The sequence below is a fragment of the Hymenobacter glacieicola genome, assembly GCF_014640315.1.
GTDB classification, from domain to species: Bacteria; Bacteroidota; Bacteroidia; order Cytophagales; family Hymenobacteraceae; genus Hymenobacter; species Hymenobacter glacieicola.
Genome location: NZ_BMGS01000008.1, coordinates 71,468 through 83,964 on the forward strand (window position 1 = coordinate 71,468; position 12,497 = coordinate 83,964).

The following is a 12,497-nucleotide window of genomic DNA, read 5'->3' on the forward strand; positions in this document are numbered from 1 at the left end:
ACTCTTCCCATCCGAGAATTCCCATGAAACTACATACTCTTCGATTAGCCGCTCTTGCGGGTAGCCTGCTGCTGACTACCGCCTGCGACAAGGACTTCCTCGACCAGATCAACCTTAACCAGCCTACCACCGAATCGTTTTGGCAAACGGAGGCCGATGCGGTAAAGGGCATTAATGCTGCCTACAGCGGCTTGCAGCAACTGGGTACCTACCGCCGCTGGCTGCACTTTGCCTACGACCTGCGCTCCGATGACAGCTTCAGCCAAAGCCCCTGGGGCGAGCTAGCTGACTTCACTCGCTTTACCCAGGCCAACTACGATTTTGAAGTGTCGCAGAACCTGTGGCGCGACCACTACCGGGCCATTTGGCGCACCAACCAGGTGCTGGCTAATGTGCCTGCCATCCAGATGGATGCCAACCTGAAGAAGCGGGTACTGGCCGAGGCCTATTTCCTGCGGGCCTTGTACTACTACAACCTGGTAAGCCTCTACGGTAACGTACCCCTGTCCCTAACGCCCTCCGACCCCACGAACCTGCCGGCTCAGGCCACGGAGGCGCAGGTGTGGCAGCAGATCATCACCGACTTGCAGGCCGCCAAGCCTGATCTGGCCGTTTCCTACACGGGCAGCAACGACATCGGCCGGGCCACCAAGGGAGCCGCTACCACCTTGCTGGGCAAGGTATACATGCAAAACCGCCAGTGGGCCCTGGCTTCAGCGCAGTTTCAGGAAGTCATCAGCGCCAACCAGTACCAACTCACGGCTAACTACACCGACAACTTCCGGCACACCACTGAGAATAATAGAGAGTCCATCTTCGAAGTTCAGTTCTCGGATATCAAGCTAGGAGGCAACGATGGCGACGATGCTACCTCCTCGGAAGGCGGCCAACGCTCCCAGTTCTGGGGCGTGCCCGGCGCTGGCTTCGTTGATGGCGAAGTACGCCCCTGGGTGGTACAGGAGTTTCTGAAGGAAGGTACGGCCAGCGGTGCCCGCGACCCCCGGCTGTCGGCTACGATGTTTTATAACCGCCGTCAGTTCGCTTCTACGTTGCCCGTAGATGCCGATACGTTGGTATACGGCCGCGGCTTCCTGCAGCGCTTCGGGGGCAATGCCCGCGACCGGGAGCGTATCTACTGGCGCAAGTACCAAACGGACTATTTCCGCACCTTCGAGAACTTCGACTCGCCTATTAACCACCGGGTAATGCGCTACGCCGACGTGCTCTTGCTGCAAGCTGAGGCGCTGAATGAGCAGGGCCAGACGGCAGCGGCCGTACCGCTGATCAACCAGGTTCGTCAGCGTTCCGGCCTGGCTCCGCTGGTAGCAGCTAACTTTACCCAGGCCAGTCTGCTAACCCAGCTTATGCACGAGCGGGTAACGGAGCTGACTGGGGAAGGACAGCGTTGGTTTGATTTGCGGCGCTGGCGCCTGATTGACACCCAAGCCGGCTTGGCTGAACTCCGGGCTCGCGACACAGATTTTAATAGCTTCCAGCTGAATCGTTCGCGCCTGCTGCCCATCCCGCAGTCTGATGTAGACTTAGCTCGTTTGCAGCAAAACCCCGGGTGGTAAGCTCGTCTTGCTGACTCGGTACTGTAAAACAGCCGCTGTACCTTCCGGTGCAGCGGCTGTTTGGCTTAAAGTGAAGGGGTAGGGTAACGCCACGGTGGCTCCTTTGCCTGGCCTTTTACTGCTACTATCCGACATTCTTTTCCTGTTCTGCCCATCGTTATGCTGTTTTTCCGCTCCTCTTTCTGGGCTTCCCTGCTGCTGGTTGGAACCCTGGCTTGCTCCAAATCCTCCTCAACGGCCCCTGCGCCTACGCCGGCCCCGCCCACCCCGCCTACCACTACCACCTTCACGAATCCGCTGCTGTCAGTAGGGCCCGATCCGTGGGTTGTTCGGCGGGGCGACGTGTACTACTACATGAGCACCACGGGCGGGAACCTGGTCATCCGCAAAACGGCGAAAATGTCAGAGCTGGGCTCGGCAATCAGCACCGTGGTCTGGACGCCCCAGCAGGCGGGCGTCAACCAAATCGAAATCTGGGCGCCGGAGCTGCACTTCCTCGACGGTAAGTGGTACATCTACTACTCCGCCAACCCGCTGTGCTGCGACGGGCACCGCATTTTCGTGTTGGAAAACAGCAGCGCGGATCCGACTACCGGCACCTGGGTTGATAAGGGCCGCATTGCCGTGCCGGGTCAGGACGTGTGGGCCATTGATGGCACGGTGCTGGAGCAGAACGGCAAACGCTACCTGCTCTGGTCGGGCCACGAGGTAGCTCGCAACTCAACCCAGCGCCTGTACATCGCCGAAATGAGCAACCCCTGGACCCTGGTGGGGCCGCGGGTGGAACTCTCCAAGCCTGAGTTCAGCTGGGAGCAACTCGGCGACCCGGATGTGAACGAGGGGCCGGAAATTCTTAAGCACGGCAACAAAACCTTTGTGGTGTACTCGGCCAGCCACTGCAGCACCGACGACTACGCCCTGGGCCTGCTCACGGCCTCCGCTACGGCTGACCCCTTGAAGCTCAGTTCCTGGACCAAAACGCCTACCCCCGTGTTCGTGAAGAACCCTGCGGGCCGCGCCTTTGGGCCGGGCCACAACGGCTTCTTCCAGTCCAAAGACGGCACGGAAGATTGGATTATTTACCACGCCAACCCCCAAGCTGGCCAGGGCTGCGGCGACAACCGGAGCCCGCGCATGCAGAAGTTTACCTGGAAAGCCGACGGCACGCCCGATTTTGGTACGCCCGTGGCTCTGGGCGCGGCCCTGGCGAAGCCCGCCGGCGAATAATCGGCAATTTTAGCGCTGCGAGTATCCCACCTACCTAACTGTAGCTTCCTGATACATGGTCTTACACACGAAAACCCACTTAGTTGCGGGGCTGGCCCTGAGCCTGCTGGGCGCCTGCCAGTCGGCCACTACCACGAGCGTCAGCACGCCCACGGCTACTACTACCGAAACTGTGGCGGAAGCTGATGCGCTGCCCCTGTCCATTACCAATCCGGTGCTGCCCGGCGACTTCCCCGACCCTTCCATCACCAAGGTAGGCGACACGTACTGGGCCACGGCCACGTCCTCGAACTGGGGGCCCATCTTTCCGCTGCTCAAATCCACGAACCTGACCGACTGGCAGCTGGCCGGCCACGTATTCCCTAATGAGGTGCCTGCCTGGGCCGACTACTACTTCTGGGCCCCGGAAATCAGTCAGGAAGGCGACAAAACCTACATCTACTACACGGCCCACAAAAAGGGCGGCAACCTGGCCGTGGGCGTGGCCGTGGCCGACAACCCCTCCGGTCCGTACCGCGACCTGGGCCCCCTGGTGGGGCAGCCCCACGGCTCCATCGATGGTTTTCCGATGCGGGATGAAAAGGGCGAGCTGTACCTGATCTGGAAGGAAGACGGCAACAGCGTAAATGAGCCGACGCCCATTTGGGCCCAGCGCCTGAACGAAGAGCACACCGCCCTGATGGGGGAGAAAAAAGAGCTGTTCCGCAACACGGCCCCCTGGGAAGGCAACCTGGTGGAAGGCGTGAGCATAGTCAAGCACAACGATTACTTCTACGCCTTTTATGCCGGCAATGGCTGCTGCGGGCACAATTGCACCTACGGCATTGGGGTAGCCCGCGCCAAAAACCTGCTGGGCCCCTGGGAGAAGTACGAGAAGAACCCCATTCTGACCAAAGGCGAAAAGTGGACTTGCCCCGGCCACGGCACCGTGTTCAACCGCGGCAACCGCTGGTACATGCTGCACCACGCCTACGACACCCGCAGCTTCGAGTTTGTGGGCCGGCAGGGCGTCATCAGCGAGTTTGCCTGGACGGCCGGCGGCTGGCCCGAGTTCCGCGGCGGGAGCTCCATGCCCGCCACCCCGGCCCCCGTGGCCACGGCCCGCAGTTTCCGCGACGAGTTCGACCAAGCCACCCTGCTGCCCTCCTGGCAGTGGCCGGTGGAGGAGCGCCCCACCGTGGGCGTGCGCGGCGGCCAGCTGCAACTCACGGCCCGGCCCCAGCACAGCGGCGCGGTGCTCGGCCAGCAGACCACCTCCGCCGACTACACCGCCACGACTACCCTGCTGAACCCGGCCAAACTGCCCGCGGGCACCGTGGCTGGCATTGCGGCCCACGGCGACCCGGAAAACACGCTGGCCCTCACGGCCGGGGGCGGCAAGCTGCAGCTCTGGCAGCTGGAGAAAGGCAAGCAGAAAACTATAAGCGAAGTAAAGCTGCCCGCGGCTCCGGCCCTGACCCTGCGCCTGCAGGCCCAGAACAGCACGCAATTTCGCTTCGACTGGAGCGCCGATGGGGGAAAAACCTGGCAGAGTCTGCCCGGTGGTAGCAGCCCCGTCAGTGGCGCTTACTTGCCGCCCTGGGACCGGGGCGTGCGGGTAGGAGTGCTGGCCAAAGGACCCGCTACGGCTACCGTAGCCTTCGAAAACTTCAACTTGGAAAACCAGGTAGTCACGGCCCGGGCCGATGGCACTACGCCAGCGGGCAAGTAGCCCGAAATTAGGCCTTGAGTTTTTCTGCCTGCGGGCTTTCCTCTTTCGACTTTCTCCCGTTATTTTCTGCGCTTTATGATGGATTTCTCCCGGAACGGGGCCCTGGCTGGTTTGCTGCTGCTGGCAGCTTGCAATCAACCAACCACTTCTGAACAGGCCGCCGGCACTGCCCGTACTTCTGCCAGCCCCGATTCAACCCAAGCTGCCACAACCACTGCTATGCCCACCTCCACCTCGTTCGGTACCGCCCCAGACGGCACCGAAGTACAGCTCTACACGCTCACGAATGCCCACGGCCTGAAAGCCACCATCACAACCTACGGCGGCACGCTCACCAGCCTACTCACGCCCGACAAAAATGGCCAGCTCGGCGACGTGGTGCTGGGTTTCGATAACCTGGAAGGCTACACCAGTGAGTCCTACCTCAAAGAAGGCCCGTACTTCGGGGCCCTGATTGGGCGCTACGGCAACCGCATTGCTAAGGGCAAGTTCACTCTGGATGGGAAGGAGTACACCCTGGCCAAAAACAACGGCGCCAACACCCTGCACGGCGGCAAAAAGGGCTTCGACAAGGTGGTGTGGCAGGCTCAGCCCGGCACCTCCGCCGATGGCCAGACCTTGACGCTGACGTATTTGAGCAAGGACGGTGAGGAAGGCTACCCCGGCAACCTCACCGTGAAGGTCGTGTATACCCTCACCAACGACGACGCCCTGCGCCTCGACTACTCGGCCACTACCGATAAGGCTACCCCGCTCAACCTAACCAACCACAGCTACTTCAACCTCAACCACGGCCAGGCCAAGAACGCCCTCGACCACGTGCTGACGTTGAAGGCGGACCGCTTCACGGTGGTGGATGCTACCCTGATTCCGACCGGGGAACTGCGGCCGGTGCAGGGCACGCCCATGGATTTCCGCCAGCCCCACGCCATTGGGGAGCGAATTGCCCAAGTGCCCGGTGAGGCGCCCGGTGGCTACGACCACAACTGGGTACTAGCCGACAAACTGCGCACCACGCCGGAAGTGGCAGCCACCGTGTACGAGCCCGTGTCGGGCCGCACGATGGAGGTGCTCACCGACCAGCCCGGCGTGCAATTCTACTCCGGCAACTTTCTGAAGGGCAACCTGACGGGCAAAGGCAACACGGCTTACGTGAAGAACTACGGCTTCTGCCTCGAAACCCAGCACTTCCCCGATTCGCCCAACCAGCCTACGTTTCCGAGCACCATCCTCCAGCCCGGCCAGACGTTCCACTCCACCACCGAGTACCGGTTTGGAGTGCGCAAATAGCGCCCCGCTTCGGCGGTAGCGCCCTGGCATTCTGCGTTGCAGTAACAGCGCTTTTTGCCCCCCACAATGCGCCTTCCCTCTCTCGTGAGCTTGAGCTCACGCGGGATGGAAGGCGTTTTTGATGCTAGGTAACGACTAAGTAAAATGCTGTCAAACAAGAAGTTATTGACAAATAAAACGGTGGCATCACCAACTGGACAGTATAGTAAGGCGTATACTAACGCCGTGGTGCCCCGTTGGCGCCACTGGTTAACCTGCCTTCCCGATGAAAACGAAATTCCTACTGGCCGCCGCTCTGCTTCTGGGCACGACCACGGTTGCTACCGCCCAGATCAGCCCCGATGCTCCCCAGCGTAGCGGAACTGTAAACCAAACTACCCTGCCGCCAACTAACCCGGCCAGTTCCAACAACCCCGGCACCATTTCCCAGAGCACGCCCACGCGGGCCAACGCGCCCCAACAGCGGGTAATTGGTACCATCGACGAAACGCCGCTGCCCGCCCAGACGACAAGTACCATCAAGCGGAACATGCGCCAGACAACCCCGGCTTCACGCGCTACTCCCGAAAACAAGCGCCGCGCTACGCCCCAAGCTACACCATCTCGCCGATCTACTACACCTGCTAACACCACCCGGCCGTAGGTTTCACCTGGGCCATAAAAAAGCCCGCTCAGCACTGCTGAGCGGGCTTTTTTATGGCCCAGGTGAAACTTAGGCTTGATCTTCAAGCTGCCCTCCTGCTTTCAGGAGCTGGTCGGAGAGGGCGGTAAGCTTGCTCCGGACTTCGGCAGAAGCCGTGCGGGCTACCTCGGCGGTCTGGGAGCCCAGCATGCTGAGCGAGCGGCCAATAGCCCGGCCATCCAGTCCGGCAGTTTTCTCGCTGCTCAACAAGGACTGGAGGTTACCGATTTCGCGGGCTATGTTCTGCAGGGCAGGGTCGCCGCTTTGCAGGAAGTGCTGCTGCCAGGCTTCGGTGCTATCCATGGCGGCGCTCAGGGGCAAGCCCGTAATGCCGTTGCTTAAAGATTGGGTGGTGGTATTCAGAAGATCGGTAAGAGCCATAACGCGGGAAATAGTAAGAGGCTGATTTATACGGTTTGGGCAGCTACAATGCGGCCCAGGTTGCGCAGGATGCCACAGGCGCGGCCGGCGCTGGCTTCCTTATCCTTGATTTCGAGCATAATGTCTACGTCCAGGTCGCCGAGTTCGGCTATGAAGCCCTGGAACAGGTCTTCCTCCAGGGAAGCAGTGTGCTTGCCCCGCCGCTCGCCCAGGGCCTGCGAACTGTAATCCATCATCATGACCCCGTCGCGGGTGGGGTGCCAGGTAGCGGCGGCCAGGCGCAGGGCCTCGGCCATAGGCTCGCCGTGATTCAGGCACTCGTGGTGGAAGTTGTCGAAGAGGATGGGGATGCCTACGGCCGCGTGCACCCGCAGGCAATCCTGGAGGCTGAACAGCCGGTCGTCGTTTTCGATGACAAGGCGGGCACGCACAGCTTCGGGCAGGGTGTGGTAGGTAGCAATGAAGCGGGAAATGGCCAGCTCCCGGTCGCCGTATAGGCCACCCACATGAATCTGCAGCTTATGGGTGCTGTCTAGGCCCATCAAATCCAGCATGGAGCCCTGGTAGACGAGTTCCTGCACGCTGCGCTCCACAATGCCCGCGTCGGGCGAGTTTAGCACCACAAACTGGTCGGGATGGAAGGAAACCCGCATGCTGTTGGCCTTGATATAGTCGCCAACGCTCCGAAACTCCGCCGCAAAGCGCGTCTGCCAGGGAAAGGTGTTGATGGGGTGGGAGCCAAACGGAACAATGCCCGAACCAATCCGGAAGAACAGCAGGTGCTGGGCCACGTTCCACACCAGAATGCGCTGCAAACACGCCAGGTTGTTGCCTACGGCCAGTTCTACCCGCTCATCGGAGTAGGAAGCCAGCCGGAAAGTGCTGGTCGAAGTGCAGTCTAACGACTCATTAACGCAAGGATAGCCTATTCTCATAGACTAGCTTACGTGAGAAGCAGTGATTTAGTGACTTGAAGATGCAGGGAGTGGCATACAAGTGCAGATAGAGGCAACCGTAAATGTGTAGCTGGAAGTGATGATTACTACACAGACGCCCCAAACGCCCGCCCTCCGGAGGACGGGCGTTGTTTGTTACACACTGAATCACTCACCACGTTACCACCCACTCAATCACTAACTCACTAAACCACCGTCTTCCCGCTACTCGTAGCCGCGGTTGTCCTTGAAGTTGGCGTTGTAGCGGCGGCGGGCCTGGCGGGCCTGCTCGGCGGCTTTGACGGCAGCTTCCTCGGCCTGGATTTCCTCCATCTTCCGGCGCTCCTTGCCCGCCCGCGAGAACTGCTCATAGATAAGGCTGACGGGGCTGGCCAGGGTAGGAGTGGGGGCTTTGGGCGCCGCCGAGTCGACGGCAAACAGGGGCTTGGGCGCTGGCGGGCGTTTCACGTAGCTTTTCGGGGCGGTACTGGGCCGCTTGATGTTGCGCAGGGCTTTGTTGATAGTGGCCCGGTCGGGGCGGCCCTCCGTTACGCGCACCTCGCCCAGCATCACGGTATCCTGCTGGAGCTTGATGTGCACGATAAGCTGGGACAGGCCCGAGCCGCCCAGGGGTAGACGCTGGGCCTTGAAGCCCACGGCCCGAAAAACCAGCGTATCGGTGCTGGCCGCCGTAATGTTGAAGTCGCCCTCCCGGTTTGCCACTACCCCCAGCCGGGTGCGCTGCACCACCACCGAAGCGCCCGGAATAGCTTTGCGGGTGCTGGCATCGGAAATGCTACCCGTCACGCGTACCTGGGCCGTAGCAGCCCCCGCCGCCAAGAAAATACCGATGAGCAACAGCCAGAAAACCGGCAAAAAACCGAAGCGACGAATCATTATGGGGTAAACTAACGCAGCGGCGGCGTGGAAAGCCAGCAGAACCTACCGGCAACGGGTTATTATCGACGGAACAACACCAAACAGAGACAAAAAAAGTCCGCACCGTTGCAGGTGCGGACTTCTCAATAAGTAGTTAGGGAGTAGTTCGACTACTCAACTTTCACCTTTTCGCCGTCTACGGGCTTGGCTTTCATGGTAGCGTCGTCGGCATCAATCTTGGCCTTGTTGCCTTGGCTGTCCTTGATTTTGATGTCGCCATCACGCTTTACCTTCACCTTGCCGTCGGTGCCTACCGAGCCAGCACCCGATTCCATGCCCGTGGAGCCGGCAGCGTCCGTGTCCGATGAGCTCATGTCGGAAGTCGCCATGTTGGTATCGTCCTCCATGTAACGGTCATCCATGTAGTCCACGCGGCTCGACTCATAGGCGGAGTACTGGGTGGGGTCGGTCAGGATGGTTTTCATCTCCATGTCGGAGTTGTTGTACACGTCGCGCATAGCCGCCGACATGCCCGCCGTATCGGTAGCGTACTTGCTTTGCAGCTCGGCAATGCGCTGGCCGCGGGTCAGGTACACCGTCCGGATTTTCGTGCGGGTAGCGTCGTCGAACTTCATTTTGGCTGCCATGTCGGCCGCAATCCGGTCGGCGCGGCGCTGAATAGCTTCCTCCGAGTAGGCCGTAGCCATCGAAGGGGTAGTGGTGCTGGTCGTCGTGGTCGTGGTGTCGGTGGTCGTGGTGTCAGCCGTTTTATTGTCCGAGCACGAAGCCAGCGAGAAGGCCGCGGCGGCCGAAAGCAGAAGCAGGGTCTTTTTCATCAGTGAGAGACGTTCAGTGAGAGAAAAATGGAAGGGAGAGAGGAGAGTTGGAGAATTCCAATGGCAGCTATACGGTGCTGCTACTGTAGCGGTTACCCGCCGGCAAACAAAAAGCCGCCGCGAGTTCTCGCGGCGGCTTTTAACTGGCGGTCAGGCTTCTGCTATTAGGCGCGGCGCAACTCAAAAACGGTGATTTCGGGTAGGAAGCCGACCCGGCCGTGGTAGCCGATAAAGCCCAGCCCGGCATTTACGTACAGGTACTGGCGGCCGCGCTGGTACAGGCCGGCCCACTGCTTGTAGGCGTACTGCACGGGGCTCCACTTCATGAAAGGCAGGTTCACGCCAAACTGCATGCCGTGGGTATGGCCCGAAAGCGTCAGGTCGATGTCCTCGTAGGCGTGCACTTGCTCGTCCCAGTGCGAGGGGTCGTGGGAAAGTAGAATCTTGAACGGCACGGTAGGGTCGGCGGCGGCGTGGGCCTTGTCGAGCTTGCCGTACTGGGCAAAGCCGCGGGCCCCCCAGTTCTGCACGCCCAGAATGCCAATTTTCTCGCCGTTGCGCTCCACCGTCCGGGCCTCATCCAGCAGCAGCTCCCACCCGATTTTGGCGTGGTTGGCCTTGATGCGGGCCAGGTTAGCCGCTTTGGCCGGGGCGCCACCCTGCTCTTCCCAGTTCACGTAGTCGGCGTAATCGTGGTTGCCCAGTACCGAGTAAATGGGTAGGCTGGACTGAATGCCGGCCAGCGTGTCAATGTGCTCCTCTACCTCGTGGGCAAAGTTGTTCACCAGGTCGCCGGTCATGAATACCAGGTCGGCCTGCTGCTTGTTGATAAGGGCCACGGCGCGCTGCAGGGGTTCCTTGCTCTGGAAAGAGCCGGTGTGCAGGTCAGAAATCTGGAGCACCTTGAAGCCATCGAACGAGGCCGGCAGGTTAGGAAAGCGCAGGGTCACGCGCTTCACGGTGTAGTCGGTGCCGCCCTTTACCATGCCCCAAATCAGGGCCACGAAGGGCACGGCGCCTGCTACCAGAGCTAGCTTGCTCAGAAACTCACTGCGCGAAATAGCGGGGCCTTCGCCGCTGCCGGCCGGCCGGGAAATGGCCTGCGCGGCCCAGCGGCCGATGCGCACCACGTCTTCCAGCAGCAGCGGAATCGTGACGACAATTTTGGCCGCCACCATGGCCAGCAACACGCCCCCGAAGTAAGACTTAAAGGAAGCAGGGGCGCGGCGGTTGCTCATGGCCCAGATGCCCAGGCCCCAGATCAGGATGGTCAGTACCCAGTACACGGCCAGGGTAGTGCGCCGGGCCGTGGGGGAGGCATTCTGCACCAAGGTGCGCACGGCCTGAAAGCCGTACCACTCCCCGGCAATGACCAGGGCAAAGAAAATAAACGGAAGGACGGATCTTGACATAGTAGAAGGGCTAACCCGCGCGCGGCAGATTGGTTCGGGCTCAGCGGCCATCAAAACAGACGCGGATGCAAGGTTTTTGCTTTAAATTCCGGGCGTTACAACAACGGTGCCCTATGCAAGAGTTTGACAATCTGACTGAAAATCTATCCAATCTGCCTACTCCCATCCGCTACGAAACGCCAACGGCCTTCGGTATTAAGAGTTGGGCCGAAGAAGACCGGCCCCGCGAAAAACTGCTGCAAAAAGGTCGGGCGGCCTTGTCCGACGCCGAGCTGATGGCCATTCTGCTGGGCTCCGGCACCACCAAGCTCTCGGCCGTGGATGTGGCCAAGCTGGTGCTTAATGCCGCCGGCAACGACCTAAATGCGCTGGCCCGCTTCTCGGTGAAAGAGCTGATGCGCCAAAAAGGCATCGGTGAGGCCAAGGCCATTACCATTGTGGCGGCCCTGGAGCTAGGCCGGAGGCGCAAGGAAGCCGATGCCCCCGCCCGGCCTACCATCACCAACTCCCACGACATTTACCGGGTAGTACGGCCCTACCTCCAGGATTTGCCCCACGAGGAGTTCTGGGTGGTGCTCCTGAACCGGGCCAACGTGGTCATGCGCACCGTCAGCATTAGTCGGGGCGGCGTGGCCGGTACCGTGGCCGATCCGAAGCTGATTTTCAAGGAAGCCCTGGAGCAGCTGGCCTCCTCCATCATTCTGGTGCACAACCACCCCAGCGGCAACCGCAACCCCAGCGCCGCCGACGTGGCCCTTACGCGCAAGCTCAAGGAGGCCGGCCACTTTCTGGATTTGCCCATCCTCGACCACCTTATCTACACCGATGCGGGCTATTATAGCTTCGCCGACGAAGGCACGCTGTAATGGCCCGCAGGACGCGGAGGCGTATCTTTGCCGGATGCGTATTAATCCTAAGTTATTTATTGGCCTCGGGCTGCTGCTCGTGTTGGGCTACTTCGTGCAAGACCTCGTGCTGGGCGACAACCAGTACGCGGCCGGCGTGAACAAGGCCCGCAAAGAGAAAAACGACTCCTTCCGCCGGGCCACCGACTCGCCGCTTTCCGCCGAGCAGCGCAACGAGTTTGACAGCCTGCGCTACTTCGCCCCCGACAAAGCCTACCGGGTAAACGCCCAGATTGAGCAGTTTGCTACCCCCGAAACGGTGCAGATTCCGCTGACGGATGGCAAGGCCGATACCTACCTGCGCTGGGGCCGCGCTTCCTTTAAGCTGGCCGATACGCCCCAGCAATTGGTGCTGCTGCTCCGGCCCAACGAAAAGGACGGCAAGCTCTTCGTGGCCTTCGCCGACAAAACCAACGGCTTTACTACCTACGGCGGCGGCCGCTACCTCGACGTGGCGCTGCCCGCCGAGGGCGAGGATGAGCTTACCCTCGATTTCAACCAGGCCTACAACCCGTTCTGCGCCTACGGCACCGCCTTTGCCTGCCCCGTGCCGCCCCAGGAAAACCGGCTGACTGTGGAAGTACGGGCCGGCGAAATGGCCTTCCCGGAAACCGACCACACCGGCCACAACCACTAACGCCAACCTCCACCACCCAGTACCGCAA

Annotated in this window: 12 protein-coding genes; 7 read left to right on the forward strand and 5 right to left on the reverse strand. The window is 60.8% G+C overall.

The features are described 5' to 3' along the window. The first annotated feature begins 23 nt into the window (after nucleotides 1–23). The 5 genes from IEW18_RS15175 to IEW18_RS15195 all read left to right on the forward strand — a co-directional run bounded on the left by IEW18_RS15175 (nucleotide 24) and on the right by IEW18_RS15195 (nucleotide 6,445). Entirely contained in the window at nucleotides 24–1,574 is a 1,551-nt protein-coding gene (locus IEW18_RS15175) for a RagB/SusD family nutrient uptake outer membrane protein (protein WP_188558720.1), read from the forward strand. A gap of 159 nt (nucleotides 1,575–1,733) precedes the next feature. Beyond that, nucleotides 1,734–2,801 (forward strand): glycoside hydrolase family 43 protein, encoded by a 1,068-nt coding sequence (locus IEW18_RS15180; protein ID WP_188558721.1) that lies wholly within the window; start codon nucleotides 1,734–1,736, stop codon nucleotides 2,799–2,801. A 55-nt stretch (nucleotides 2,802–2,856) separates the two neighbouring features. Further along, nucleotides 2,857–4,512: a family 43 glycosylhydrolase gene (locus tag IEW18_RS15185; RefSeq protein ID WP_229728770.1), complete on the forward strand. Its 1,656-nt coding sequence runs from the start codon at nucleotides 2,857–2,859 to the stop codon at nucleotides 4,510–4,512. A gap of 75 nt (nucleotides 4,513–4,587) precedes the next feature. Next, nucleotides 4,588–5,802, forward strand: coding sequence for an aldose epimerase family protein (locus tag IEW18_RS15190; RefSeq protein ID WP_308428060.1), 1,215 nt, complete (start codon nucleotides 4,588–4,590; stop codon nucleotides 5,800–5,802). Between the two features lie 265 nt (nucleotides 5,803–6,067). Next, the gene (locus IEW18_RS15195; RefSeq protein WP_188558722.1) at nucleotides 6,068–6,445 is read left to right on the forward strand and encodes a hypothetical protein; all 378 of its coding nucleotides are present in this window, start codon (nucleotides 6,068–6,070) and stop codon (nucleotides 6,443–6,445) included. A 69-nt stretch (nucleotides 6,446–6,514) separates the two neighbouring features. On the opposite strand, the gene IEW18_RS15200 is transcribed toward IEW18_RS15195, so the two are convergent. The 5 genes from IEW18_RS15200 to IEW18_RS15220 form a co-directional block, all read right to left on the reverse strand. Beyond that, nucleotides 6,515–6,865, reverse strand: coding sequence for a hypothetical protein (locus tag IEW18_RS15200; protein ID WP_188558723.1), 351 nt, complete (start codon nucleotides 6,863–6,865; stop codon nucleotides 6,515–6,517). Between the two features lie 26 nt (nucleotides 6,866–6,891). Next, nucleotides 6,892–7,800 (reverse strand): UV DNA damage repair endonuclease UvsE, encoded by a 909-nt coding sequence (uvsE, locus tag IEW18_RS15205; protein WP_188558724.1) that lies wholly within the window; start codon nucleotides 7,798–7,800, stop codon nucleotides 6,892–6,894. A gap of 225 nt (nucleotides 7,801–8,025) precedes the next feature. Further along, nucleotides 8,026–8,697 (reverse strand): carboxypeptidase-like regulatory domain-containing protein, encoded by a 672-nt coding sequence (locus IEW18_RS15210; protein ID WP_188558725.1) that lies wholly within the window; start codon nucleotides 8,695–8,697, stop codon nucleotides 8,026–8,028. A 152-nt stretch (nucleotides 8,698–8,849) separates the two neighbouring features. Next, nucleotides 8,850–9,515 (reverse strand): hypothetical protein, encoded by a 666-nt coding sequence (locus IEW18_RS15215; RefSeq protein WP_188558726.1) that lies wholly within the window; start codon nucleotides 9,513–9,515, stop codon nucleotides 8,850–8,852. 164 nt (nucleotides 9,516–9,679) lie between these two features. Continuing rightward, nucleotides 9,680–10,927 carry a metallophosphoesterase gene (locus tag IEW18_RS15220; RefSeq protein ID WP_188558727.1) on the reverse strand — a complete coding sequence of 416 codons (1,248 nt, stop codon included), beginning with the start codon at nucleotides 10,925–10,927 and terminating at the stop codon, nucleotides 9,680–9,682. Nucleotides 10,928–11,040: 113 nt separating this feature from the next. On the opposite strand from IEW18_RS15220, the gene radC reads away from it, so the two are divergent. Next, nucleotides 11,041–11,793 (forward strand): RadC family protein, encoded by a 753-nt coding sequence (radC, locus tag IEW18_RS15225; protein WP_188558728.1) that lies wholly within the window; start codon nucleotides 11,041–11,043, stop codon nucleotides 11,791–11,793. A gap of 34 nt (nucleotides 11,794–11,827) precedes the next feature. After that, complete coding sequence (locus IEW18_RS15230) at nucleotides 11,828–12,469, forward strand: DUF1684 domain-containing protein (RefSeq protein ID WP_188558729.1); 642 nt, start codon at nucleotides 11,828–11,830, stop codon at nucleotides 12,467–12,469. Nucleotides 12,470–12,497: the final 28 nt, after the last annotated feature.